21 protein-coding genes and 3 pseudogenes are annotated in these 25867 nt (G+C 70.0%); 14 read left to right on the top strand and 10 right to left on the bottom strand.

Annotated elements, in window-relative coordinates:
* Positions 1-138 precede the first annotated feature (138 nt).
* Positions 139-645 (bottom strand): metal transporter, encoded by a 507-nt coding sequence (locus QQS16_RS00215; RefSeq protein ID WP_286059402.1) that lies wholly within the window; start codon positions 643-645, stop codon positions 139-141.
* Between the two features lie 262 nt (positions 646-907).
* Between QQS16_RS00215 and QQS16_RS00210 the strand changes: the two are divergent.
* The 10 genes and pseudogenes from QQS16_RS00210 to QQS16_RS00175 form a co-directional block, all read left to right on the top strand.
* A pseudogene (locus QQS16_RS00210) lies at positions 908-1104 on the top strand (tyrosine-type recombinase/integrase); the annotation flags it as partial.
* Between the two features lie 303 nt (positions 1105-1407).
* Positions 1408-1923 (top strand): GNAT family N-acetyltransferase, encoded by a 516-nt coding sequence (locus QQS16_RS00205; protein WP_286059401.1) that lies wholly within the window; start codon positions 1408-1410, stop codon positions 1921-1923.
* 114 nt (positions 1924-2037) lie between these two features.
* Positions 2038-2493, top strand: a complete 456-nt coding sequence (locus QQS16_RS00200; RefSeq protein ID WP_286059400.1) for a hypothetical protein — start codon at positions 2038-2040, stop codon at positions 2491-2493.
* Positions 2494-3247: 754 nt separating this feature from the next.
* The gene (locus QQS16_RS00195) at positions 3248-3592 is read left to right on the top strand and encodes a hypothetical protein (RefSeq protein ID WP_286059399.1); all 345 of its coding nucleotides are present in this window, start codon (positions 3248-3250) and stop codon (positions 3590-3592) included.
* A gap of 161 nt (positions 3593-3753) precedes the next feature.
* Positions 3754-4368, top strand: a complete 615-nt coding sequence (locus QQS16_RS00190; RefSeq protein WP_451500922.1) for an ABC transporter ATP-binding protein — start codon at positions 3754-3756, stop codon at positions 4366-4368.
* An 11-nt stretch (positions 4369-4379) separates the two neighbouring features.
* The gene (locus QQS16_RS00185; RefSeq protein WP_286059397.1) at positions 4380-6518 is read left to right on the top strand and encodes a permease; all 2139 of its coding nucleotides are present in this window, start codon (positions 4380-4382) and stop codon (positions 6516-6518) included.
* A gap of 31 nt (positions 6519-6549) precedes the next feature.
* The gene (locus QQS16_RS00180; RefSeq protein WP_286059396.1) at positions 6550-6813 is read left to right on the top strand and encodes a hypothetical protein; all 264 of its coding nucleotides are present in this window, start codon (positions 6550-6552) and stop codon (positions 6811-6813) included.
* A gap of 457 nt (positions 6814-7270) precedes the next feature.
* Positions 7271-7462: pseudogene (locus QQS16_RS43350) on the top strand (NaeI family type II restriction endonuclease); the annotation flags it as partial.
* A gap of 14 nt (positions 7463-7476) precedes the next feature.
* A complete protein-coding gene (locus tag QQS16_RS43345; protein ID WP_353479641.1) occupies positions 7477-7929 on the top strand; it encodes a NaeI family type II restriction endonuclease in 453 nt (150 codons plus the stop codon).
* A gap of 212 nt (positions 7930-8141) precedes the next feature.
* Positions 8142-8402, top strand: a complete 261-nt coding sequence (locus QQS16_RS00175) for a DUF6207 family protein (protein ID WP_286059395.1) — start codon at positions 8142-8144, stop codon at positions 8400-8402.
* Here the strand turns inward: QQS16_RS00175 and QQS16_RS00170 are convergent.
* Positions 8397-8771: an ATP dependent DNA ligase gene (locus tag QQS16_RS00170; RefSeq protein ID WP_286059393.1), complete on the bottom strand. Its 375-nt coding sequence runs from the start codon at positions 8769-8771 to the stop codon at positions 8397-8399. The two genes, QQS16_RS00175 and QQS16_RS00170, sit on opposite strands and share 6 nt — an antisense overlap.
* Positions 8772-9094: 323 nt before the next feature.
* Between QQS16_RS00170 and QQS16_RS00165 the strand changes: the two genes are divergently transcribed.
* On the top strand, positions 9095-10624 hold the full coding sequence (locus QQS16_RS00165; RefSeq protein ID WP_286059392.1) for a methionine--tRNA ligase: 1530 nt from the start codon (positions 9095-9097) through the stop codon (positions 10622-10624).
* 347 nt (positions 10625-10971) lie between these two features.
* Here QQS16_RS00165 and QQS16_RS00160 read toward each other — a convergent pair whose 3' ends face one another.
* The 3 genes and pseudogenes from QQS16_RS00160 to QQS16_RS00150 all read right to left on the bottom strand — a co-directional run.
* Entirely contained in the window at positions 10972-11157 is a 186-nt protein-coding gene (locus tag QQS16_RS00160; protein WP_286059390.1) for a hypothetical protein, read from the bottom strand.
* Between the two features lie 327 nt (positions 11158-11484).
* Positions 11485-12099: a hypothetical protein gene (locus tag QQS16_RS00155; protein WP_286059388.1), complete on the bottom strand. Its 615-nt coding sequence runs from the start codon at positions 12097-12099 to the stop codon at positions 11485-11487.
* Between the two features lie 68 nt (positions 12100-12167).
* Positions 12168-12707 (bottom strand): annotated as a pseudogene (locus QQS16_RS00150) (helicase associated domain-containing protein); the annotation flags it as partial.
* A gap of 73 nt (positions 12708-12780) precedes the next feature.
* Between QQS16_RS00150 and QQS16_RS00145 the strand changes: the two are divergent.
* The gene (locus QQS16_RS00145) at positions 12781-14412 is read left to right on the top strand and encodes a helicase associated domain-containing protein (protein ID WP_286059386.1); all 1632 of its coding nucleotides are present in this window, start codon (positions 12781-12783) and stop codon (positions 14410-14412) included.
* A 243-nt stretch (positions 14413-14655) separates the two neighbouring features.
* On the top strand, positions 14656-15378 hold the full coding sequence (locus QQS16_RS00140; protein ID WP_286059384.1) for a 3'-5' exonuclease: 723 nt from the start codon (positions 14656-14658) through the stop codon (positions 15376-15378).
* A gap of 92 nt (positions 15379-15470) precedes the next feature.
* On the opposite strand, the gene QQS16_RS00135 is transcribed toward QQS16_RS00140, so the two are convergent.
* From QQS16_RS00135 to QQS16_RS00115, 5 genes are read right to left on the bottom strand one after another with little or no spacing between them, the layout of a single operon-like run.
* A complete protein-coding gene (locus tag QQS16_RS00135) occupies positions 15471-15611 on the bottom strand; it encodes a hypothetical protein (RefSeq protein ID WP_286059383.1) in 141 nt (46 codons plus the stop codon).
* A 37-nt stretch (positions 15612-15648) separates the two neighbouring features.
* Positions 15649-17043 carry a DUF2399 domain-containing protein gene (locus QQS16_RS00130; protein ID WP_286059381.1) on the bottom strand — a complete coding sequence of 465 codons (1395 nt, stop codon included), beginning with the start codon at positions 17041-17043 and terminating at the stop codon, positions 15649-15651.
* Positions 17040-21209 carry an SbcC/MukB-like Walker B domain-containing protein gene (locus QQS16_RS00125; protein WP_286059380.1) on the bottom strand — a complete coding sequence of 1390 codons (4170 nt, stop codon included), beginning with the start codon at positions 21207-21209 and terminating at the stop codon, positions 17040-17042. The genes QQS16_RS00130 and QQS16_RS00125 overlap by 4 nt, the downstream gene beginning before the upstream one ends.
* On the bottom strand, positions 21206-22447 hold the full coding sequence (locus QQS16_RS00120) for a DUF2398 family protein (RefSeq protein ID WP_286059378.1): 1242 nt from the start codon (positions 22445-22447) through the stop codon (positions 21206-21208). The genes QQS16_RS00125 and QQS16_RS00120 overlap by 4 nt, the downstream gene beginning before the upstream one ends.
* Positions 22444-24003, bottom strand: coding sequence for a DUF2397 family protein (locus QQS16_RS00115; RefSeq protein ID WP_286059376.1), 1560 nt, complete (start codon positions 24001-24003; stop codon positions 22444-22446). Before QQS16_RS00115 ends, QQS16_RS00120 begins: the two co-directional genes overlap by 4 nt.
* Positions 24004-24468: 465 nt before the next feature.
* Between QQS16_RS00115 and QQS16_RS00110 the strand changes: the two genes are divergently transcribed.
* Positions 24469-25845: a helix-turn-helix transcriptional regulator gene (locus QQS16_RS00110; protein WP_286059375.1), complete on the top strand. Its 1377-nt coding sequence runs from the start codon at positions 24469-24471 to the stop codon at positions 25843-25845.
* Positions 25846-25867 lie beyond the last annotated feature (22 nt).

Genomic DNA, 25867 nt, shown 5'->3' with positions numbered 1-25867 from the left:
ACCTGCATTCATCGTGCTGCCCCGGCGCTGGATCGTGGAGACATCCCCACCGTTCGGCGGGGCCGCGGGTGGTGTGCCGGACGGCTGCGCGGTACTGGCGGCGGGCCGAGCGGCGCTCATCGCGTTCACGTCTCGCCGCTAGGACTGCGACGGGCTGGCCCAGGGTTCCTGCTGTGTCAGGGCTCTGGCCAACGCGCGGTTGTCGAGCCTGCGCAGCAGCAACCCCGTCAGCAGGGCGGCGAGCATCCCCATCGTGGCCACGCTCGTCACGCCGCTCCACCCGTCTGACCAGACGACCGCGGTCACCACGACGCCGCCCACAGCGATCCCAGCCGCCTGTCCCGCCGGCAGCGTCCTGATCGCGGAGCCGACGAGAACCGACAGAGCGAGCGCAGTGATGGGCGCGGGCTCTTGCGGCAGGTCGTCCCCGGCCTTGAGGGACGCCGTGATGGCGGCGGCCGTCACGACCAGGCCCGCGACCGTGGTCAGTAACTTGCGCCGCTCGCGAATCAGTGCGATGCCGCTCACGACGATGGAGACGGCGGAGCAGAACACCCAGGAGATGCCGCCCCAACTGCTCATGAACATGAACGCCGTGAAGACGATGCCCAGGGCGAACACGACGCCCAGCGAGACGTTGAGCATCCTTCCACCTGATCCTGTCGGCCGCTCCCCTGCGTTCATGCCGCCAAGGCTAGAAAGCCGAAGCACACGTCGCATACCGGCCGAAAGTACGGTAGGGCGTTGACGCAGCCGTGCTTTGGGCCGGTTCTGGTTCCTCGTATTCCTCGGATATCGCGGCTGGTCGCTGACGCTGTCACAGATGATCTAGAAAAGCCCGCCCTCGAACCTGTTTGCCGGCGGCGACAGGCATCGTGCTGAGCCTGCGGCTGCGTGGCGAGGGGCAGGGCGGAGAGGCACGGCCTTCCGGTGCGCCTCCTTCGGTCGGGAGCGGCGTCGGGCTCGCGCGGTCGTCGGTCTCCCGGGACGGGGTTCCGCCTCTACGGCCTTCGTCACACCGGGCGCACCCTTTCGACCCGCTCCGGCGCCATCCTCAAGGACACGATGGTCCGCGCCGGGCGGTCCTCCGAAGAGGCCGCGCTTCGCGCACGCCCCCACTCGGTGGGTTCCACCCGGTGGACTCCACCCGATGGGTTCCACTCGGTGGGCTGTCCGAGTGGACGCCACCGAGGTGCGCACCGGATGACGATGGACGCCACTGAGCCTCCGCCAACTTGAAGTCGCAGGTCAAAGGGCTGGTGTGACCCGTGCTCGGGGGACTCACCCTGGTCGTGGGCGGCAGTCCGCGGAGAAGATCGTTCGTCAGGAGCCGCTCTCGTTAGGGGCGGTACCAACAGCGGGGTAAAGCAGTTCGTTCTGTGGTACCTGCGCCATTACGGTGGCGCGATGGTGCACGTGCGGGAGATGGATGCGGCCGACATCGAGGCCGTTTCGACGATCCGAGTCCGAGGATGGCAGGCGGCGTACGCCGGCATCGTTCCCCAGACGTATTTGGATGCCATGACGGTGGAAGGTGATGTCGGTCAACGGCGGCAGTGGTTTTCTCAACCCGGACGAAAGTCACGAGACCTTGTGGCGCTCGGTGACCGTGGCCCGGTGGGGTGGATCTGCTTCGGGCCGTGTCGAAGTGAGATGCCCGGTGTGGGACGGGTCGGTGAGGTCTACGCCCTGTACATCTCGCCGGATCTGACCGGCCAGGGCATCGGCCGGATCCTCCTGGGTGAGGCTCATGCTCAGATGAAGGGCCAGGGCTTTGAGGCATCAGCTTTGTGGGTTTTGTGTGACAACCAACGAGCCCAGCGCTTCTACGAGCGGGCCGGCTACCAGGCTGACGGTGCGGCTCAGGACGACGTCTACGACGGGATCACGCTCACTGAGCTCCGCTACCAGCGCGTGCTTTGAGTCGAGCGACGCTGGGCGCATCCGTGTCAGTTCGAGGACCGCCATCTCCCTCTCCAGGGGCCAGCTTGTCGGTTCCCGCTCGCCGTGACCGGGCGGCCTTCTACGATCCGGTCCATGCTGGATCCCGAGCTGCTGGAACGGATCATCGCGCGTCGCGCGGAACTGGACGAACTCGAAGAACAGCTGGCCAAACAGCTTGCGGAAGTGCGGGCCGAGCGGGACGAACTCGCCGTCGCTGAACGTGTCCTTGAACGGATGACTGGGCAGCTCGCCGAGGAACGCGCTTCGGCCGGGCCGATGCCCGGGCAGGTGGCCGGACGAGCAGTGATGCTGATCCCGCACCGCGAACCGGGTGTGGAGGTTGACTCGCTCCCGTGGGACTACCAGCGCATCATCGACGCCGTGCGGCAGGCCGCTGGACCAGTTATGGCCCGCGAGGTCGGCGAGGTGGTGGGGGTGGACGTCGGCGTGCGGGCGAAGCTGGAACCGCTACGCAGCAAGCTGGTCAGACTCGTCGATCGCGGCTGGCTGCGGAAACTGCCCGACGGCCGGTTCACCACCCGTCTGTGACCAGGAGCACCGCCACTCGGAGCGGCTCGGAACGGGCGTAACAGCGCCGCTGCTGGGCGAGCAGGCGGGGCGTCCGCACGGTCGCCGCCACCGTCGCCGCGTCCGCGTGGCGGGCGATCCGTTCGGTTTCGCGATCGTCAGCCGTGCGGCCTCAGTTCCTCGACGACTGGTACGGAGGGAAGGCGAGACCCGAAGGTGCGGCCCCCATCTTCTGCTTGAACTCCACGAGGTCTTCGAAGGTGGCGGCGTGCAGGCACCCAACCTCGACGCCTTCGAACGACTCGCCACCACCAACAAGCCCGGCAGTTGATCGGCTACTCCACGACAAGAGGCACCATCCCCGCCGATACCTTCCCGAAGGCAGAATGGACAAGATCTACCCCCAGGCCGCAGACCAACTCAGCCTTGCAATACCCCACAACGGCAGGGGACTTGACCCTCCGGGTGGGCCAAGTCCACTAGAGCGGCAGAAGAACGAACAGCCATGTGATCTATGTCATACATGTGGTCAATGATACGCAGAGTGACGATCGATTGGCGTGACTGCGGGATGTTCCGCCAACGCGCCCACCTCCGAACATGTACCAGAACGCTTAGTGATCAAAGAAGCCAATCGAGTTCCGTATGTGAACGCCGACCGCTTGACGATCTGCTGCCATCGAACGAGTGTTTGGCGTGTCATGTACTGAGGGTGAACTCGCGTCACTCTGGGGTGCGGCTAACCCGAGGTCCCGAAGGATATGGAGAAACACGTATGAAGAGAACCAGAATCGTGGCCACCACCATGCTCGGTTTGGCGCTCGCGGTCCCCACGGGTACGGCCGTTGCCGTCACGATCTCTGAGGCTGGCGCCACCGCCTGGTCCCCTGCGGCCAGCGACTCCGGAAAGGTGGCCGTCAAGGACACTCAGGAGGACGGCGACCCGGTGAAGGCGCAGTACTACCGCTCGGGCGACTCCGACTACCGGACTCTGTGGAACCACAGCGGGGTCGGCACCACTGCCTACTCCGCAGACGGAGCGACCATCAAGGAGATCAGGGCGTGCGAGTCCCGCGACTGGGCTCCGGATGCCTGTTCAGGCTGGTATTACACCTCCTGACCTGTAGTCAGCCGTACTCCCGCCGCATCCGCCCCATGGGGGTGGGTGCGGCGCCCCCGTCAGCCGTGCAACGCAATGAGATCAGGTGCTGTGTGAGAGCTAGCGATTCGGTCGGACTCCGCGTGTGCGGACTGAGCTATCAGGTCGGAGGCCGCACTCTCCTGGACCGCGTGGATCTCACCATCGAGCCCGGGGAGTCCGTGGCGGTGACCGGGCCCAGTGGATCGGGCAAGTCCACCCTGCTGATGTGCTTGCTGGGCCTGGTCAGACCTCACTCCGGGACCATCGTGGCGGGTGGGCAGGAGCTGACCGCTCTGCGATCCGCACGCCTCGCCCAGGCACGGCGCCGAACCATGGGAATGGTCTTCCAGTTCGGGGAGCTTCTTCCCGAGCTTAGTCCCGTGGAGAACGTCGCACTGCCCGTCCTGCTCGACGGAGGAAGCCACCGGGACGCCTACCGCCGAGCCGCTGAACTACTGAACGAACTGGGTGTTCCGTCCAGCTCCACTGCCACCGGTCAGCTCTCCGGGGGCGAACGCCAGCGCACCGCGGTTGCCCGCGCCCTGATGACCGACCCGCAGGTTCTTCTTGCCGACGAGCCCACAGGCGCGCTGGATCCCGAAGCCAAGGACGCGGTCGCGGAGTTGTTGTACGCCAGTGCCCGCGAGCGCGGCTGCGCTCTGCTGGTCGTGACCCACGATCCGGCTGTGGCCGAGCGTGCCGACCGCCGGCACGAACTCCGTGCCGGGCTACTGGCTGAGATGGGTACGCGGTGAGGGCGGGCACGGTGCGCACGGTCATCACACTTCTCCGTATCGGCCTGACCGCCGGCCGGGCCACGCCAGGCGACCGTCTGCGCTGGTGGGTGCTGCTGGCGGCAACCGCTACCGTGGCCTTCGTCGCGGTGGCGACCACGGGCACGGTGGCCACCTACGAGGGGCGCGAGGCCCGGTCGGACGCGCGGGGCGTGGTGCTCGCCGAGGGCAAGGACGCACCGCTGCTGTACCGGCCGGGAGGGGACTCCGTCGGCGGGAACCCGGTGTCCGTCGTCTTCGTCCACCCGATGACTGAGGACGCCCCTGTGCCCGCGGGTGTCCGGCGCTGGCCGGAGCCCGGCGAGGTGCTTCTCTCCCCCGAACTGGTGCGTACGGGCCGGGCCGAGGGGATCCTGACCCGGTACGGAACGTTCTCCGGCACCGTGCGACCCGACGGTCTCGCTTCCCCCTCCGAGCGGATCGCCTATGTTCGGGTGGCCTCTCTGCCCTCGAACCATGCCGATTGGTTGCCGGTCGCCGACTTCGGCGGCAGGGGCGGCGCGACAGGCGAGATGCGCTACCAGTGGCCGCTGAACTCGACCCTCCTCGTGCTGTGGGCACTGGCGGGTGTGCCGGCGCTCGCGCTAGCTGTGGTGGCGGCGCGGGTGGGCTCACGCTCCCGTGACCGGCGCAGCGGGCTGCTGCAGGCGCTGGGCGGTGTGTGGTGGCACCGGGCGGTGGTCAATCTCGGGGAGGCGGTGTTCCCAGCCGCACTGGGCGCGGCCCTTGCGCTGGTCCCGTACACCATCGCCGCCCGGTGGAATCTGCGGCTGCCGCCCACCGGCTACCTCCTCAACCACCGTGATCTGTGGGAGCGGTGGCCGGCAGCGGCAGCCACAGCCGCGGGCGCGCTGGCGCTCGTGCTGGCCATCGTCGTAGGGACGCACCGCGTCCACGCGGACGGCACGTCCACCCGTCCGGCGTCCGCCGCCTCCCGAGTACCGCGCTGGCGGCTCGTGGCATGCGGCGCCGGCGCCGGACTCGTGGTGATGAGCCAGTACGCCCCCAGGGGCACGCAGTTGGCCATCTACTGCTGCGGAACGGTGACGATGTGGGCGTTCCTGTCCTCCGTCGTAGCGGTCCTCACCCGCCGACTGGGTGCGCGGCTGGCGGACAGCGGGAAACGCGCGGGCCACCCGGGCCGGCTGATCGGCGGACGGTGGACGCACGCGCATCCCGGCGTCATCGTCCGGCTGGCACTGGCCATGGTGATCGGCGTCGGGATCCTCACGCAGATCCAGATTTGGACCAGCCGCCTCGGAGAACAGACCCAGGCCGTCCGCGCAACTCAGGAGCGCGTCAAGGACACCGTGACCGAGATCATCGTGCCGGCAATGACCGCCGCGGAGACGGACCGCTTCCGCGCCGCGCTGCCTCCCGGAACAGCACTTCTGACCCACACCGTGGACGATCCGGGTCACCAGGAGGACCCGCGGGTCAGCATTGCGGGAACCTGCCGCGATCTGCGCGTTGTGCACATCGGCTGTCAAGGCGACGCGGCGCACGGCAACATCCAGGCCCAGGAAATGCGCCGGTGGTACGGCACCAACCTCACCTTCACCCCGGTGCCCCAGGTCACCGTGAAACCCGGCGGCACTCAGACGCTCGTGGTTGTCACGCCGGAGCCGGGACACCTCTGGGCGGTGAAACAGGCCGCGTACACGCTGCCCACCCCTGCAGTGCAGGTGAACGGGCTCGGCGGAGTGTGGGAAACCACTGAGCGTGCACGACTGGTGAATTGGATTCGCCTCTTCGGCGGTACAGGGCTCTTCTTCGTCCTTCTAGCCGGAGCGGTGAGCTCGGCGGCCGAGTTCGTCCGCGTCCGGCACGTCCTTGCGCCCCTGTCCGTCCTTACTGGCAACCTCCGGGTCTTCCGCTCCGTGACCACCTGGCACCTGACCGTCCCGATGCTCATCGCTACGGTCGTCACCACGGTAGTGACCGCCTGGCACGCGGTGTTCTTCATCGCGTTGGTCAAGGCAGGCACCGTGTCCTGGCCCCTCTTGGGCGCTGCAGCCGCGGTCTGCGCCGTGACCTCGATTGCCGTCGGGCTCCTCGCCGCCCGCGCGGCCGTCAGAGCAGCGGACCAGTGGGTACCGACGGCGGACTGACCTGATGCCCCGTTGTGAAGAAGGGCCCCGCATGAGCAGGCTGCTGGAAGCGGCGTGTGCGCTGACCTTGGGCGTCCTCGTTGCGCTCCTTGTATGGGGCGCTGACCCTGACGCCGTGCGGATGGCGTGGCGGGAGGGCGAGCTGAGCGGTGTGACGGTCGTGTTCGTGGCGGCGTGTGTGCTGTGGCTGGTGCTATGGCGCAGGCGTACCGGGCGCGGCCGGCTGGCATGGCCGCTTGTGGTGCTGCTGTGCGGTGTTGCTGTTGCGATGGTCATGGCTGCCATGGCCGGTTGACCGGCGCAGGCAGGCAGACAGGTGGGGCTTCCCGTTCTTGTGGGCGGGCAGCCCCGCTCATGTTGGACCTTTGAACCACGCGGAAGGGCGGCGCTGGGCCGGCAGTTGCCGCACCCAGCAGGTTCCTCTGCGGGCTGCTGGGTGTGGTTGCCCAAGCCACATGCGCTGACTCTGGGGTCTGCGGGCCGGGAGTCACCTACCTGGCGGTCTCCTTCTGGGTGGCCTCGTCTTCGAGATGCTTCGCCCCTTCCTCCGTGGGCCTCTTCGCGGTTCGGGTCCCTTCCCGGCCCCCTTCCGTATCAGAAAGCGCCGCGGTTGGCGGCCGTCCGGTGCGCCATGCCGAGTACAGGCCCGCGAGGGCGATGGTCACGGCAGCCAGAGATTCCGGTGACAGCCCCAGGGCCACGAGCGTGACGCCGGTCGTGAGCACCATGATGAATTCGCCCAGGGCAACAACTGGATGTTCCCACCTGAGCTTCAGGGGGGCCTGTGCCTGTTCGTGCAGGCCGACGATGCCCGTGCCCGGTGGAGTCTCGGGCTGCTACGAGTGGAGCCCGACCTGATGCGAGCAGGCTCCAACCGGGACGGCAAACGGGGGCTGAGCGCGCAGGGCCGCAAAGCGATCCAGTGGATCCACCGTGACCTGCCGCTGCCCGAGCACGCCTGCGCCGGCTTCCCGCGGACTCGGTGGAAGCGATCTTCGCGAAGTCATCGGGGCAGGCTCGTACCGAGGAATTGTTTCTACGGGCTCAGCTCACTGCGATCACCACGGCGGATCTTTCCGCCGTCACCATGCAGAGTGACGGCGTCAAGCGGGTGCGGGAGGCGCGGCGCAGACTCGCCCGTCGGGGTGTGCTCGTTGGGCGGCGCCGGTTCTCACGGCGCCGAGCAGATCACCGGTCTCGGCCTGCCCGCCCTCCCACCTCGCACGTGGATGAGCGTCCGGCTCGCCCCTGCGCCAACACAGGACGACGGCAGCCCCACGATTTGGCTCGACGGCACCTTGTGGCGCGTAGCTCACCCGGACGACCCGGAGATCCCCCTCCCCGCGTCCGCCCTCACCTGACCGGCACTGCAGGCCCCGAACACATCGCTCACGCAAGAGCCGGAAAATGAAACAGCCCCCGAGCCAGCTATGACTGACCCGGAAGCTGCGTCGCAGTCAACATCGGCGGCGGGCGTGTCACCAACCGACGCTGCCGCCTGCAAGCCACGTGTAACTCGCCCCCACGACGGGGCGGCGACAGCCTCTGACGGCCTGCCACTCGGTTGGGTGAAGGCACGGCAGCGGCGGAACTCTCCCGGGGTGACCGGGCGTAGTGCCGTACATGGGCCCGATCCACGAAACGCACGTAAGCGAGCCGGGCCTGCTCGTCGTCGACGTCGCGGCCGCCGAAGACGCCACTGCGCTCGCTTTCCAGCAGCTACTCGCCCACCAGTGGGCGACGGTCACGGCGGAGCAGACGACGCGGGATGCCGGTCAGCCCGGCGTACGGCTGCGCTGTTCTTTGACCTGCGCCGGCAGCTCACCGCGGCCGCCATGGTCGGCCCGACCACGGAGCCGACCACGGCCCGGCCCTGACTCATGACCGGGCGCTGCCTTCGCCGAACAGCGGCACCTCCTGGACGTCGACGTCGCCGCGGATGAGGTGCGGGCGGGCCGGGTGCCGCCACCGTCCGGCGCTGTCGCGGGCGACGTCGACGTCGACTTCCATCACGACCTCGGGCTGCACCAGGACGGTATCGAGGGTGCGCTGCGTTCCCCAGCCGGCCGAGAACGTCCGCCCCGTCCACGGGTGCGCGCTGCGCGGCGGGGCCAGCTTGTCGGCCACAGCGCGGCCGGCGGCCCCGGACAGGGTGGTGCTGCGGCCGACGTACCGCAGGCGGCCCGACGGGTCGTAGCGGCCCAGCAGCAGTGTGCGGGGCGCGGTGAGCGACCCGGTGACCGCGCTGATCACGGCTTCGGTGGTGACCCGCACTTACTGGTGAAGAGGCGGTGTTCTAACCCTGCGCAATTCGTCGTGCGGGGTACCGGGTGATGCCTGCCTCGCCCAGCGCTGCCCGGGGTGTCTCTGTGCAGTGGCTGCCGTCCGGCCGGAAGTGGCGTGCTGCGACGTTGCTCTGTTGCTACGCTCGGACGCATGATCACGCTTTCGCCTCAGCATTGGATGATGCCCCGTCGATGGGGCTGCTGAGAACGGACGCGTACCGAATCCGAGGCCCCGGGACACGGGGCCTCGACTGTTGTGCGACCAGGCCTCGCTACCCGGTAGGAGGACCGATGACCGCACGACGCCGCTTCATCACCACGACTATTCCCTATGTCAACGCCCGCCCCCACCTGGGCTTTGCCCTGGAGCTCGTCCAAGCGGACACTTTGGCCCGTCACCACCGCCTACGGGGTGAGCGGGTCCGGCTGCTCAGCGGAACCGACGACAACTCCCTGAAGAATGTCCTGGCTGCCGAAGCGGCTGGTGTCGACGTGCAGTCGTTCGTCGACCGCAACGCCGACTCGTTCGCCGCATTGCGTGGTCCGCTGTCGCTCTCATTCGATGACTTCATCCGCACCAGCAGCGACCCGCGTCACCATGTCGGAGTCGAACGACTGTGGCGCCAGTGCGCCGCGTCAGGCGACCTGTACCGCAAAGAGTATGAAGGCCTGTACTGCGTTGGCTGCGAGCAGTTCTACACCCCTGCCGAACTGGTCGATGGACGGTGTGGCGAGCACGGCACCGAACCTCAGCTCGTCGCGGAAGAGAACTGGTTCTTCCGGCTGTCCCGTTACGCCGACCGCCTCCATCAGTTGATCTCGAGCGGCGAACTGCGCATCGAGCCCGCCGCTCGCCGCAACGAAGTCCTCGCCCTCATCGAAGGCGGCCTGCACGACTTTTCCGTCTCCCGCTCCCGCAGTCGTGCCCGTGGCTGGGGCATCCCCGTGCCCGACGACCCGAGCCAGGTCGTCTACGTGTGGTGGGACGCACTCGGCAATTACGTCACCAGCCTTGGTTACGGCACCGATGACACCGCCTACGACCAGTGGTGGGCCACCAGCGAGCGCCGCGTCCACCTGGTCGGCAAAGGAGTGGTGCGCTTCCACGCCGTGTACTGGCCGGCCATGCTGCTGTCGGCCGGGCTCCCGCTGCCCACCGACATCCTGGTCCACGACTACCTCACCGTCGACGGCCGCAAGATCAGCAAGTCGGCCGGAACCACCGTCGACCCGGCTGCGCTGGCCGCGACCTATGGCACAGACGCGGTGCGCTGGTGGCTCCTACGCGATGTACCCCGGGTCGGAGACGCCGACTTCACTCCCGATCGCCTGACCGCCCGCGCAGATGCGGATTTCGCCGGAGGACTGGGCAACCTCGTTCACCGCATCGTGACCATGGTTCACCGCTTTCGCGGCGGAATCGTCCCCCCTTCCGCGGCTGGTAATTCCAGTGGGCTGGTGCTGGTGGACATTTGCCGGAAGGCGCCTGGCCTCGTCGATGCCGCCTTGGCCAACTTCGACTTTCGGCGTGCCGCCAGCGCTGTCTGGGACATCGTTGAGGAAGCCAACCGATGCATTGACGCCACGAGGCCCTGGGAACTGGCTCGGGAAGAGCGAAAGGGCGACGGTGAAGCAGCGAAGCGGCTCGACACCGTCCTCGTCACACTGATCGCCGCATGTCGTGCGCTGGCCGATGAACTACGCCCTTTCATTCCAGATGCCGCGACGCGGATTACCGAACGGCTGACACCGGTCGAGGGGCGTCTGCCCACAGCAGAGCCGCTTTTCTTTCGCCTTCAGGAGGCCACGCAGCCAGCATGACGTTCGGTGCTCCATGAACCTGGTCGCCCTTCTCTCGATCTTGGTGCAAGCTCGGGAGCGGGGCGCCCAGGGCGCTGGGCAGCCCAGGGATCGGTTTCGTCACTCGTACTACGACCACCGCCACCCGCGACACGGCCTTGCTCGGCATGGGAGGGGCGCTACCACCGCTCCTCGTCGGCGACCTCTTCGGCATCCACAGAAATACCGCAACTCAGTGGACGGCGCTGGCCCAGGGAAGAGGGCTGGCTACCTTGCGTCGCACGGCATTGTGAGTGCAGCCTCCAAAACCGCAAGATCTGTCGCTTCGGAAGGCACTTCCGTGGAGCAGCATGATGGGTTGTTCACGTTCATTGGGCTGACTGGCGGGCGGCGAGGTAGTCGGACCAACTGTCGCCCGCGAGCCGCGCCCAGCGGTGGGCGGTGACGGGGCTGATGCCGACGAGGTCCGAGATCACGATAGGTGGCAGGTCGGCGAGTGCTTCCATCATGGCGGTGTTCCGTGCCGCGCGGGCCGGCAGGTTGTGGCGGTTCATCGTGTCTCCGAGGCCCACCGGGTTTCGTGGCCGGCCGGGGATCTGCCCGGGGAAGAGGAACCTCCCTGTCTCCTGGGGTTGTCGCTGCGATGTGGTGGATTCCCGGAGCGGCTATGGCGACACATTGGGTAAGCAGACGGCGCGGCGGGTCGTTGACGCTCTCCGGATGGCCGGCCAGCTTCAAGGCGACGACCTCGTGAGCGCCATGGCAGCGAGGGGTGCCTCGGTTCGCGCACTCAAAAACCTTCAGAAGATCATCGAACGGTCCTGAAGGGCCTTGGCGCACCTCTTCCACCGAGCGGCGGGCGCAGTACCGTGACCTTGATCTCAGGCTGTGCGGATGCGCTGTACCGCGGTTTCATCGAGCTCGGCGGTCAGAGTGAGGTCAGGGGCGATCTCCACGGGGGCACCGAAGAGCTGGCAGATCATCTCTCCGGCGCCGTTGACGGCCTCGGCGATGGTCCGGCCGAAACTCGCCTCAGCCAGGGCGGCAATGGACGCGACGTAGTAGCCGTCCGACCAGCTCAGGCGTAGACGGAAGGGGTGGCTCTTCAGGAGGTTCCAAGAGTCGGCGCTCGCCATTTTGATGATCAGGGAACTGGGCTGGCGTGCATTTTCCTCCCTGTCCTTGAGCCACGACTCCACGGCGGTGGTGTCCGCTGCGATGGTGTCCGAGTCCGCGCCGTGGTCGTAGCAGTGGTACCGCAGGTCCTCCGTCACGTAGATCGCCAGGCGGCACTCACCCAGGACACCGAGACACCACAGGGCTTCTCCTCGGTTGACGACGTCGAAGTGCCATCCCGGCCGGTGGGCAAGAAGGCTGCCCAGCTCCCGCCAGGCAGGCAGGCGGTCGAAGCCGCCACCGAAGGTGTCACACACGTTGTCGTAGTCACTGTTGCTGAAGTTGACCCTGACCGACAGGTAAGCGGGCGTCTCATTCATGGTGCGGATCGTAAAGGAGTTGAAGGGACTTGGTACTCCCGTGTGCTCTTTGCAGACGGGAGTAGGAATCACGCCCAGTCCATGCCCAGCGCGGCGAGTGCGTCCCGTTGTTCCGCGGTGAGCTTGTCCCGCCGGCTCTTGGTGTTCGAGAGCCACACCCCCAGCTTCACCGGGTCCGTCTCGCCGTCGACCGTGATCTCTTCGCTGTGCCCGCGCGGCACGGGCCGGTCCGCACCTTCCCGCTCGACCCACTGCGTGAGGGCTGCCAGACCCCGCTGGAACGCCTGCTGCGCCTTGCTCGGGCCCTTCGTCGCACGCGCGGCCGCCGGGGCGGGAGACGGGGCCTCAGCGGGCTGTACGCCCAGCTTGGTCAGCCGCTCCTGCTGCTCGGTCGACAACTGCGCCCAGGTGCCCGGATTCTTCTGCCTTTCCAGCCACTTGCCCAGGTCGTCGCCCTCGAACAGGACCCCGGGTGCGATGGCCGGCAGGCTGCCGTCGGCGTCGACCAGGTCCGCGAGGACGCGGTAGTGCCGCTGCCAGTCCAGCGGCCACGGGCAGTCCCAGTCCGGGTCGACCTCGGTGAGCTGCGCCGGCGCAACCACCGCGCGCAGCGCGGTGGTTCGCTTGCACATCGCGCAGCGATGTGGTAACCGCTCGCGCGCTGCGGACTACCGCATCGTGGTGCCCACCCTCACCGACACCGACCTGCGCCACCGCCTCAACCTGCCCTCCCCGAGCAGCACCCCCGCCGGGGACGGCAAGCAGGACAGCGCGCTGCGCACCACCGCCCTGCACCTGTCCGTGCTGCGCGCCATGACCGAACACGGGCTGAAGAAGGTCCTCGTCTACTTCAACCTCGTCTCCGGCGCCCGCCTCTTCGCCCGCGAACTGCCCCACACCCTGCGCCTGCTGGCCAGGACCGACCCCGGCCTCGTCCCGGACATCACCCCCGAGCTGTTCTTCGCCCACGGCGAGCACACCCCCGCCCAGCGCGCTGGCACCTTCGCCGCCTTCGCCGCCGCCGACTGCGCGATCCTCGCCAACTCCCGCCTGATCGCCGAAGGCGTCGACATCCCCAGCGTGGATGCCATCGTCTTCGCCGACCCCACCCGCAGCGTCATCCGCTGCGTCCAGGCCCTCGGCCACGCCCTGCGCCTTGACGTCTCCGGCAAGACCGCCTCACTGATCGTCCCCGTCTACATCCCGCCCGGCGCCCAACCCGACAACATCCTCAGTACCGCCTACGAACCCGTCTGGGCCATCGCCTGCGCGCTGGCCAGCCACGACCACCGCATCCTCGAACGCCTCCCCGACAAGGCCAACCGCCTCCCCAGGGAGACCAGCGACGTCATCGAACGCCGCTGGCACTTCGACTTCACCGTCCACCCCGAACGCATCGCCCGCGCGATGGACCTGGCCTCCTTCGACCCCCGCGACCCGGCCGTCTCCCGCTCCCGCCGCCTCGGGCTCGCCGCCGCCCAGTCCTACCGCGACCAGCACGGCCACCTCGACGTTCCCACCGACTACACCGACCCCACCGGCTACGCCCTGGGCACCTTCATCACCACCATGCGCGACGCCCACTCCGCCGGCCGCCTCGAACCGGACTGGATCGCCGAACTCGACGCACTGAACATGATCTGGGACAAGCACGACGCCGCCTGGCGCGCCCGCCTGTCCGCCGCCGCCGACTACCTGCGCACCCACAGCCACCTCGCCGCACCCGCCACCACCCCCGTCGGCGCCTGGCTCGCAGAACAACGCCACCTCGCCGCCAAGAACCAGCTCCATCAGGCCCGCGCAGATACCCTGACCGCCCTCGCCCACGACTGGCGCCTGCCCCACGGCGCAGACTGGCACCGCAAATACCACCTCCTGCGCCGCCATCTCGCCGAAGGAGCCGACCCGGCCGCACTCACCCACGACACCCTCCTACGCGGTGTGAAGATCGGCTCTTGGCTGCACCGCCAACTCTCCACCTGGCACACCCTGCACTCCGGCCAGCAGGAGCTGATGACCTCCCTCGGCCTGACCCCGGAGCGCAACCCGCTCGCCCCCACCCGCCGCACTCGCCGCACCTTCGAACAGACCGTGCAGCTCCTGGAGCTCTTCCTCCACCGCGAAGGCCGTGCTCCCGCCGCCCGCGAGACGATCCGCGTCGACGGCGACACGGTCAAGATCGGCGCCTGGCTCGCCAAAGCCCGCACCAAGCACCGCGCCGGCCAGCTCCCTGACGAACATGTCCGCCTGGTGGCCGCACTCTTCGACGGCGACTGGAGTACCGACGACGCCGTCCCGGCCGTCCTCGTGTAGCGCCCGTGGGTCCGCGCCGGGCTGTGTGCGCTTGCGGGATGAGTCCTCCCGGCGTGTCGTGCGGGCGCGGACGGCGGGTGGCGTGAGGCGTTCCATGATCAGTGAATGGAGCACGCAGAATCCTGCCGGAAGGCTGTCCATCGCCTCTTTTGAGGCGGGCGGTGGGGCCAGGCCTGCGCCGGGTTCGCGGGCGAGTGGGGAGATGCTTTCAGTCGGCGGGTTGATGGCCTGCCTGTGCGGTTCGTGCGGCCCGACGACACAGAGCGGCCCACCTGGGCCATCTACGAGAACGAGCGGTACCTCGGAACGTTGCACGCCCGTCCGGACGGCGACGGCCTCTGGCACGTGCAGTCCGCGGCCGAACAGTGTCTGTGTCTGGACGATGCGGTGCGGGTCCTGCGCAGACCGTCTTCCTGGTCCCATCAGCGAGAGCAGGCGGCGCGCTGGGCGCGCGCGGTGCTGGCCGATCCGGCCCTGCTGGTGATCGATGTCCAGACCTCCGGTCTGGGCCAACAGGCGTGGGCGTTACAGATCGCCGTGATGGACGGCACGGGCCGCACGGTGGTGAACGAGCTGCTCAACCCGTGCGAGCCCATCACGGCGACGGCCAGCGAACTGCATGGCATCACCCCCTCACACGTTGCCCGCGCCCCCCGTTTTGCCGACCTGCTCCCGGAGCTGACCGGTGTCCTGGCAGGGCGGCGCTGCGTCGCCTACAACGCTCGCTTCGACCGCGGCGTCCTTGCTCGGGAACTGCTGCGCCATCATGAGGAGGTCTCACCGGTGCGGGCATGGCTGGGGCAGGCCCGCTGGGAGGACGCCATGGGACCGGCCGCGATGGCCAGAGGACTGTGGTCGGCTGACCGCCTGCAGTACCGCAACCAGCGCTTGGGTGGCTCCTATGACGCCGCCGAGAAGTGCCGCACCCTGCTGCGGCGCCTGCACAGCCTTGCCGGTTCGGCTTAGCCCAAGCCGACATCCGGTGCTTGCGGTCACCGGTCAAGCAGCGAGCGTGGTGGTCTGGTGCTGGCAGGTTGGACCTCCGGGTGGCCCTCGGCTCAGCGGGACGCGGCGGCCCTGGTAGGTGTGCTGCGTGGCGGCGTCTCGTCGAAGTCACCGGCGAACAGCGGTACGCCATGGATGAGTTCCGTGCGTATCGGGGCAGTTGGCCATCGGCCCAGGCCCGCGTGCGTGCTCATGGACTGATCGTGCGGGGGAAAGATCCGGTCCCCGCCCTCAGGCACTGCTTGCCGTACGGCCGTTACTCAGGGGCATCTGAGCGTTGACCGGGCAGCTGCGGGCTGGCGCGCTGCCGGGAGGGCGGCCTTGTCGCAGGTCCGCAAGGAGGTGGTCGATGAGGGCTTCTTCGTAGGCGGGCCGGCCGTGGGCGCGCATGACGGCGCCGAGTGAGGGGTCCCAGGGTGTCTCGCCCAGCCGGTCCGTATCCAGCAGGCCCGCGTCGAACGGCGCCGGGTGCAGGCTCGTGGTGTAGTCGGCGGCTGTCATGCGCCACACCTCGGCGTCGGGGACTGCGTCGATGACGGCCCGTACGAGGGCGAGGCCGGCACAGTCGAAGTCGGCGCGCACGGCGATGCGCCACCCTGTCGCCGCCAGGCGCGCCACGGCGTCCAGTTCCGTACGCGAAGGGGTCCCCACCGTGCACAGCAGCCGTACGTCGCTTGGGTCGCCGTCCAGGGCCGCGGCGGCGACTGAGGGGTTCTCGGTGAGGAAGACCCACCGTTCCTCGCTGCGGTGGGGTGTGGGCCAGGTGGCTCGGTGCAGCATCCACGGGATCAGGATGCCGGGCTGGCCCGGGGGGATGTGCCAGCCGGCGGGATGGACGCCCAGGGTGAGCAGTCCGCCGGTGAGGGTGTCGAGGTCGACGCCGAGCCGGTCCCAGGCCTCCCGGACTGATGTGCTGGCCCCGGCGTCGGCTCGGGCGGTGGCGGCTTCGGCGAGGACGAGTGCCGCCAGTTCGGTTCCGGCGTCCAGAGCGTGGGGGTTGCCGGTGGCGGTGTGGGCCAGGCGGCGCCGGTCTGCGCGTGCCGAGGCGGGCAGGTGCTGCAGGACGGCGAAGGCGGCGGCCAGCAGTTGTTCCGGGTGGGGGTGCTGCAGGAGGCGGGCGAGGCTGCCGCGGCGGCGCAGGCCGTCCCAGCCGGTGTCGTCCGGCCGCACCGGCGCGGTGGGGGGCAGGGCGCGCGCCAGGCGGCTGCGCAGGTGCTGCAGGGTGGTGAGGCGGGCGGTGAGCCGTGCCTTGTCGGCGGCGCGGTGGGCCAGGGGTCTGCCGAGTGCGTGAGCGGCGACCGCGCCCGGCGTCAGGTGCGGTCCGCGACGCTGCAGAGCCTGGGTGAGCCGCTCCAGGTCGATGCGCCGTGTGCGGCCGGCGGGCAGCGGCCGCGGGGTAAGCAGACCGATCACGGCGGCGCGTTGCGCGGGCGTGTGCGGGGTGGTGATCGTGATGGTGCCTCTGTCCATGGCGGCGTCCCCGCGCTGGTCGGCCCGCCGGGCGACCTGGTCCCACAGCCACCGCGCGTCGGGGCAGAGCAGGGCGGTCAGATCGGCGCTGCGGCATGCCCCGTCGTGGCAGAGCTGCTCGGGGCAGTCGGCTGGGCCGCGGTCCGTGGGGTTCATGACGTGCCGGCCGGGGACGTGTCGAGGTGGCCGGTGGCCTGCTGGAGCAGGGGGCTGTAGACGCGGACGGGGAAGGCGATGACGGTGTCCTGGGGGGCTTTCTCGAGTTCGAAGATGTCGATGCCGTCCCAGGCGCCGGGGGAGCCGTCCCAGTTGTGGCTGGTGCTCATCAGGTCCAGGTCGAGGGTGGCGAGGTAGGCGGCGATGCCGTCCCGGCCGTGGTCGTCGACGTCGCCGGGGACTTCGTCCAGGGCGCACAGGCGCGCCGCGTGCGGGGGAAGATCGCGGTACTCGGCGGCCAGAGCGGCGAGCATGGGAGCGAGGACGATCAGGCGGCTCTCACCCTTGGATACGGTCACGCCGCGGGCGCCCCAGCGTTCCTGCCGCGTCGTCCCGGGCCGGGTGATCATGTACTTGACTGTGACCCAGGTGCGGATGTCGATGGCTTCGGCCAGCCGGTCGGCCCGTCTGGAGCCGGGTCCGGCATCGCCCGCCCGCATTTCTTCGCCGAGCCGCATGACCGCCAGGAGTTCCTGCCCGATGCGGCGCTGCTGCTCCGGCGTGCGCTCGGCGTCACCGACTTTGCAGGTCAGATGGTGGATAGTGGCGATGGAGGGGGGAAGGTCACGGCGCAGGGCAAGCTCGATCTGCACGCCGACTCCGGAGGATGCGGCGGTCAGTTTCATCTGCTCGTTGACCTGCTCGGCCCAGTCCTGCAGTTCGACCCAGGCGGTGCTGATGGCCGTGGGGATCCGGCCGAGGACGAAGTTCTCCAGGGCGTTCTCGTCCGCCGCGCTGTAGGCGTGGTGCGCTTCTGCCTGGTGTGCTGCAGCCATCCGGGCGGCTGCGTGCGGGGACATGCGCCGTCCGGCCAGGGACAGTTGGTGGGTGGGCATTCTCTCCGGTGCCGGACCGTGCCCGAGGCGCCAGTCCTCGTCCGGCGCGGCGGCCAGGTGATGACGCAGGGCGTCGGCGCACGCATCGATGCCTGCGGAGGGCTGCGGTACGGCCAGCAGGCGGGCACGCAGTTCCTTGAGCCAGGTCCCGGCGTCGTTGTGGTCCGCCATGCCGTCCTGTGCCGTCCCGGCGAGGGCTTCGGCGAGACCGTCGAGCGAAAGGCACCGGCGCACCGCTTCCACGGACGCCTGGGCCCGGGGCCGGCTCTCCTGCAGCCGCCGCGCGGCGTCCGCCTGCGCCTGCTGTGCCGCAGCCGCAATGGAGTTCGCCTCTGCCAGTTCTTTGCGGGCCCTTCCCAGGCGCTCCCGCACGTCCGTGTGCGCCTGCCGGGCAGCGGACGCCTCCTGCACGAGGGTGAGTTCGTCCATGCCGCTGCGCTGCCGGCAGGCCTCCAGCGTGGCCCGCGCATCGCTGAGCTGTCCGAAACTGTCCAGGACGGTGCGCCTGCTGCGTTCCGCAAGGCGGCGTGCGTCACCGGCGGTCTGCGCCGCCCCCTGCACGTCTTCGAGCAGGCCGCTGACGCCACGCATCTCCTCGACGGCCCGGCTGAGGAGGTCGGCGCGCCGGACGGACGCCTCGCCCTCGTCGCGCACCAGGGACAGGCTGTCGGGCAGCCCGTAGGCGGCGGCCTGTTCACGCCACTGCGCCAGCGCGCGCCGGGTCTGCGCTTCCTTCGCCTGGGCCAGCCTGTCCTCTTCGCACGCGTGGGCACGGGCGTCCTGCTCGGACACCGCGCACTGCGCGCGGACGGTCTCGGCCTGCGACGCGGCCCGGGACAGCTCGTGCGGGAACTGGTCGGCCAGCTGTTCCAGCAGCGCCGCGTACTGCGTGAACCGCGCCGCGGTGCGGGCATGCCGGGCTGCCGCCAGCTCGAAGCGGTCGCATTCGCGCTGGGCCGCGGCGGCCTCCCGCTGGGCCGCGGCGCGCCGGGCTTCCCTTCCGATGTGCGAGGCCACCGGTGTGCTGCCACGCACCGCTTGCGGCGGCCGGGCGACGAGAGGACCGCAGCGGTAGGTACCGTCGGCGCCGATCAGCAGTTCCGGCCTGCCGGCGCTCTCCGTGTCGTCGGCGGTGGGCGCGTACCCGATGCGCCTCAGGACGGCGTCGGCCACCTCGCCCAGCCGGTGGCCGGGCACGACTGTCAGGAGGGAGGCGAGGCTGTCCTCCAGGGGGAGTTCCGGCCCCAAGGGCCCCACCAGCCAGCCCTCGTCGCCAGCCACGCCCTGCGGTGACAGCTGTGCGGAGAGCAGGCCGGCGGCGGCCATGGCGGCTTCCGCCGCGTTCCGGCCCGGCCCGGCGGGCAGGGCGCCCGGGCGCCAGTCGACGGCCACGGCGAAGCACTCGTCCTCGTCGGCCGTCTGAAGCCACGCCGGGCCGGGCAGCGCCGGCAGCTTCCCGCTGCCCCACAGCCGGGCCTGCTCGGCCGCCTGGGCTGCGGCCTGCCGGGCGGCTGTGGCCTGGTGCCGGTGGTGCTCGGCTCGCTGCCGGGCACGACTGGAGGCGGCGGCTGCACCGGTACTCACGCGCTTGCCCAGGGCGGCGGCGTCACGGACGGCTGCGGTGAACTCCCCATCCTGTCCCCATGCCCGGGCCTGGTCCGCGACGGCTGCCAGGTCGAAGAAAGGCGCGCGCACCACTGCCTGCGCCCCAACGGCCCACCCGTGTACGGCCTCGGACAGAGCGGTCACCTTGGCGTGCGCGTCATCGTGAGCATCGCGGTGCCGCGCGATAGCCCTGTCCGCAGTCGCGGCGGCGGCGTCCGACCGGGCGCGCGCCTCCTTGCCCTCCTGCCGCAATTCCTCGACGCCCTGGTGGGCCACCGCGAGCATCTTGGCGTTCGCGCCGCGCTGGCGCAGCCGGTGTTCCGCCTGCGTGAGTGCCGTCACCGACTCCTCCACCACGCCCGGAAAGGTCTCGGCGCTGATCTCGGTGAACGGGCCGAAGCTGCGCGCACCGATCGTCACGGGGGCGTGCTCGATGCGCTCCATCCTGACCGGTGAGGCCACCACACCGGGCACGCCCGCGTCCGCACAGGCGCGCGCCACACCCTCCACCACCTCGCGCACACCGCGCACCGCGGCTTCCAGCCGCCCGGAGGCGCCCGCCGCTGCCGAGCAGTGCGCCTCCAGCAGCTCTTCGGCCTGCCGGTGCCCCGCTTCGCACCCATCGGCCCTCTCGCGGGCACGGGCCACGTCGCTGGAGGCCGCATCCCGCTCCAGGGCCTGCGCGCGGGAAGCCGTCTCCCCCTCCGCCACGTCGAGTTCCTCCACAAGGGCCGCCAGGGCGGCATGCCCCTGCGCCGATGCCGCGGCGTGCGCCTGTGCTTCCCCGGCTTCGGTCTCGGCGCGCTGGCGCGCCGCAGTGTGTTCCAGGGCGTCCTCCGCTGCGCTCAGCACCGTGCGAGCACAGGAGTGCAGCCAGGCCGACGAGAGGTCCTCAAGGAGGGCGGAGGTCTTTTCCGCCCGCAGGTACCGCGCGCGGGTGGCCTCGGCGGCGGCCAGGGCCTCCCGCGTCACGCGCAGGACCTCGGGGCTGACGCGCGGCAGCACGTCGTGCAGTTCCTGCTCGGCCTGAACGGGTGTCAGATCGCTCAGCAGGCCGGGGTTGCGGACCTTCTTGATACGACGGGCGATCTGCTGAAGCCGGGCAGGAGCACAGCCGAAGACGCGCTCGGCGAGATCAGCGACGTAGTCGTCCAGGCGCTCGAAGACGGTGCCGCCGTGACCGGTGACGTACTGGGTGAACGCCTCGAGGCTGAGCGTGCTCAGGTCGTCGCGGTCCGAGCCGGGCACGAGGGGCATCATGAATCCCACCCGCGTCACCGACGGACTGGTGCCCTGCGCGTAGTCCAGGCGCAGCCCGTAGTGCACGGCACCGGCACCATGCTCGGGACCGGCCTGTGGCGGACGGAAGCTGAGCCAGAGGTACCCGACCCTGCGCCGTCCCGTGCTGCCGCTTCTCATCAGGAACTCCAGGGTGGTGCCCCGGTTCTTTCCCGAGCTGAGGTGCGCCGCCGTGGTGGGGTCCAGCAGGTGAGGGCACAGTTTCTCCAGCAGGGTGGTCTTGCCGGTGCCGTTCGGGCCGGTCACCAGGATCCGGCCCGAGGGAGAAGCGAAAACCTCCCGGGGGAGCAGCCCGACGTTCTCCACCCCCGCACCGGCCAGACACCACCGGCCGGCCCACCGGGCAGGGATGCTCAACCGGTTCATCGCGTCTCCGTTCCTGCACTGTCCAGGGGGTCAGTCAGTTGTCCGTCGTGAGCGACGACCGTCCAGCGGGCCGCCGCGGGGGACAGCCACCACCAGTCCTCATAGCCCGCGGCCACACGCAGCAGATCGGCCCCTTCGAGCAGCGTCCGGATCTGACCGGCCAGTTGCTCAGGCCGCTGCCGGTACTCTCCCCGCCACCTCGTGTGCCGTACCGCCAGCTCACCCAGGCGGCGGACCACCGCGGACGCGGCGGCGCCGCACCAGCCCTCGTCGGGAGCCGTCGGTCCGCCCCGCTCGCCTTCGCCGGTCAGGTAGTCGATGAGGAGCAAGGTGGCGTGCCGGACGGTGCCCGAACCGCCCTGTTGCCGGTGGGGAAAGCGGAACGGTCCCAGCACCCGGGCGTCGCTGATGTCTTCGGGCACCACCAGGCTGGCGCCTTCCAGCCGGTGCTCCAGGTGCAGCCCCAACGTCTCGGCCACGCGGGCCCCTTCGCGGGCGAGCCGGGTGCTGAACCACTGCTGCTCCGCCTCGTCCAGGTCGCAGACGTGGACGACCGCCCGGTCGGCGAGCATGCCGACCACCCGCACCGCCTCGTCGCCGGGCCGGTGCAGTGAACGCAGCCAGCCCTCGGGATCCCGCCCCGGGTCACAGGCCCACTGCCCCTCGTCATCCAGCGGCACACTGCGCGGCAACAGGTGCAGCAGGCGGGCATGGTGGATCTTCAGCAGCACCGGTGGATCCTGCGCACCGTCCATCAGATCGTCGACGCGGCCCTCGAGTTCACTCAGCACTCCGCGCTCGCACAGCATCCTCAGCCCGGCGACCAGCGCACGCAGCTCGGGCTGCGACTGCGTCACCGGGATCTCGGCCTCCGCGGCGGCCGAGCGCACCGCGCCCACCACCTGTCCCAGCCGCGCCCTGGGAGGAAGACCCTCCAGCACGGCGACCGTCAGCCAGAACCACACCCCCTCCGGGGCGTCACCACCGGACATCAAACCGACCGGCTCCACGGGCACGTGCACGCGCACCAGATCCGGCTCGACCGTCAGCATGCAGCCCAGCGCCTCCAGCACCGCACGCACCGCCGCGGCATGCCGGTGCACCGCTTCGATGAGCTCATCGTCCCGCCCGCCGATCAGCCAGGTCTGCACCCGCAGACGGCGCACCAGCGCCGCGACGACCTCCTGCTCGTCCTCCACCAGCCGTCGGCCGCACACGCCGCCGAGCACCGCGCTCACCGGGCAGCCTCGACCAGGACGGCCACCTTTGCCGGTTCGGCCCGCCGGCCCGCCGGGACCCGCCCGGCAGCCACCGCAACAGGGGGATGAAACAGCACCCTCCGGCCGGGCACCAGCACCGACCACCGCACCCCCTCGACCCGCCCCACCACCCCCGCAGCGGCCACCAGAGTGCACCCGACTCCCTCAGCCTGACCGATGCGCCCCGCCGAGTCCTCCAGCGCCCGCGCGGCAGCCATGACCGCCCTCAGCGCCAGCCGGCAGGCCGCATCCGACAACGGGCCTGCCCCGGCCAGGACTTCCGCCACCGCAGCGCCGTGCCGGGCCTCGCGCTCCGCACGCCGCCGCACCGCCTCACTCTCATCGCGCGGCTTGCGCCCCGTCACGGCCCCCCGGGCCGAGCTCTGCCCGGTCGCACGCAGCATCGCCAGCGCCGCCACCCGAGGACCCTCGTGCCACGACACCACCTCACTCGTGTCGGCCTCCGCGACCGTATGCAGCTTCGTCCACGGCCTGTCCGCCAGCGCCTGGCGCAGCACCGCCCGCCCGTGGTGCGGATCCTGGCAGGCAACCGCCAGCGACAGCGCCCGCGCCCGCAGGGTCGCCGGCCCTCCCACGCTTTGATGCCGCAGCAGATTGGCATGCAGCATCGGAATCGCCCGCACCAACTGCAGCCCGAACCGCGCCGCCTTGCCGCTCCCGGGCGAGAACCACCCCAGCAACTGCTCCCAGTCAGCTGCCCGCAGCCCCCGAGCCGGCGCCAGCACCCCGCGCGCCACCAGCGCCCCCGCCGGAGACTGACCGCGCCGCGCTGCCGCGAGCTCGGCGAACCGCGGCCGGAGCCGGACAAGCTCCGCATGGATGCGGACCACCGCCGCATCCAGATGGACCACCACATGCGTGGCGTACTCCAGGATCAGCTGCTTCAGCTCACCCGTCGCCCGCAGGTCCAGATTGAAGCGGTCGGCCAGCTGCGCCAGCATGTCCGCCTGGCCCACCAGAGCCCCGTCGAGGTGGTCGTGCTCGACGAACACCTGCCCCGCCAGCTCCGACAGAGCGGCGTTGGACGACTGATCGCCGTGTATGGCGGCCAGCGCCTGTTGGATCCTGGAGAGCCCGTCCATGGGGATCTCCCGTGGCACGAGACCGTCGCTGGCCAGCTGTGTCCACAGGCGCTGCATCTGTCGTCCTCGCGGGGTCGCGCTGTAGCGCCAGCGGGCACCGTTCAGCTCGTGCCACCGCTCGACTTCCGAGTCCGGCCGGCCTGAGGCGGCGAGGAAGGTGTCGCTGAGCGCACGCAGCCGCGTGGTCACCGTGGCAAGAGGCAGTTCCGTCCCTTCTGCGGCGAGCGCCGCACGAACCTCCGCCGGGGTCAGATGGTCGACCGACTGCTCGAGCACCTCCATGATCGCCAGGTACTGCCCGCGCAGCGGACTGAGCACATAGCCCACCACCCGTGCTGGATCTCCCGCGGCCATGCCCGCATCGGCCCAGCCCTCCACCACCCAGTCCGTCTCGCTGTCGCCTGCGGGGACCTCCGGAACCGCGATACCCACAACCACCTCCCAACCGATGACCGATATGTCCGATGAGAGAGTAAATGCGACCACTGACAATCGGACTGCGGCTCAGTGTCAGCACTTCCCGAGCCGCAGCCGAACCGGATCGCGCCCGCACCCGGGACCGGAACCGGAAGCTCATCCGCAGGCCAATGGCGGAGCCGCTCCGCAACTCGCAACGCCTCGAGACCCCGGCGGCGGCCCGCCTGTCGCAGTCGCGCCGGGGCGGCGCTTGTCCCGGCCCGCCCCCGAGGGGAGCAGATGGAGGCGGGAGGGAGCCATGGGGACAACGGCTGCGGCACGGCAGCGTTCTGCCCCTCCGGCGTGACCCGGAGGCCGTCCCAACGCCCGCTGCGCAATGTTGACTTGAAAACGCTGTATCGAGGTGTTTGCAAGTGGTGTACCAATGGGCATCGAAAGTGTTGTAGCCAACTACAGCGCTAAATGGAGAAGGGGAAGTCCTTGGTCTACGACATTCGTCCGCTCGCCAACGGGCTGCGGACGGACCACCCGGTCCCCGGCCTGCCGTTCGTCGACGACTCGCACCTGCCGCTCGACGACGGCCCCGACGCGATCGAGGCAGTCGGCCGCAACAAAGGCGAAGGCATGTGGGGCCGGTGCGACACCTCCCGCGAAGGAGGATGGCTGGCCTTCACCACCGACCCGATCGCCCATCACCTGGGCTGGGCCGTCCGCCACCACCCCGAGCACGGCCGCACCGTGCTCCTGCTGCGCGACCAGGACACCGCCAGCCTGCACACCTACTGGACGGGGGCGCCGCTGCTCTTCCGGGCCGGCGGCTACTGGTGGGACGGCGACGCCTGGTACCGGCCCGGCCAGATCTGGGACCCGGTCACCGAGGACTACGCACGCCACACAGCCCGCGCCACGGCCACCGTCCACGCCAACGACATGCTCGACGGCCGCGCCCACCCGGACCGCGCGCACGTGCACAAGGTCGCCACGTTCGACCCGGCCACCGCGGCGCCCAAGGACTGGCTCGATGACCTGACCCGGTGGGCGCAGCACCACCAGAAACAGGACGATCCCCTGCCGCTGGAGAAGTGCGTCGTCGACCTGGCCAGTCCCGAACTCGCCGGGGACCGGCTGCTCGGCGTGCCCGAGATGGCCGAACTGGGCGGCATCACGGCCTCCACACTGCGGGGTTACATCTCCCGAGGCGAGAACGACGTGCCGCTGCCCCAAGCGACCGTCGGCGGACGGGCCCAGTGGTCACGCCCGGTCGCCGAGGACTGGACGGAGGCCCGGCGCCGCTCCTCCGAGGGGCTGAGGGATGCCATGTCGGCCGGTGACCGGCACCATCTTGCTCCGGGGGCGGCCCAGATCCGCGACCGTTTCAGCGAGACCTTCTTCAGCTTCCTGTGGAAGCGCCCGGACATCCGAAAGCGCTGGGCCCTGCGCCATCGCAACGAGCCGTCCGTGCGGGAGGTGGCCGACCAACTGGCCTTCGAGGTCGCCGACAGCCTCAGGCGGATCATCCCGACCGACGCCCTCGGACCGACCATCCGCCACGCCGTCCTGGAGGACTTCGCCACCTCGCTGCGCGTCAGTGAACGCCGGGGCGGCCAGCTCAAGGCCTTCGACCTCATCCTGTCGGTGCCTTTGGCGAAGATGCTCGGCTGGTTCATCCAGCACTTCCCGACCTCGGCCCAGTGGTACGTCGGCGAGATCATGGGTGAGGCAGACACGCAGCTCGGCATCCCTGCCCAGATGACGGGCGAAGCGCTGCGGCGGTCCGCGACTACGAACGGGGGGCTCGACGGGCAGGTCGCGAAGGAGTTCTTCTCCCGTTCCGTCCCGCGCGAGCCGGAGGACTGAGGTCTTTCACCGGTCGTGAGGG

Origin of the sequence: Streptomyces sp. ALI-76-A (assembly GCF_030287445.1) — a bacterium.
GTDB lineage: Bacteria > Actinomycetota > Actinomycetes > Streptomycetales > Streptomycetaceae > Streptomyces.
This window is presented reverse-complemented; position numbering and strand designations above follow the sequence as displayed.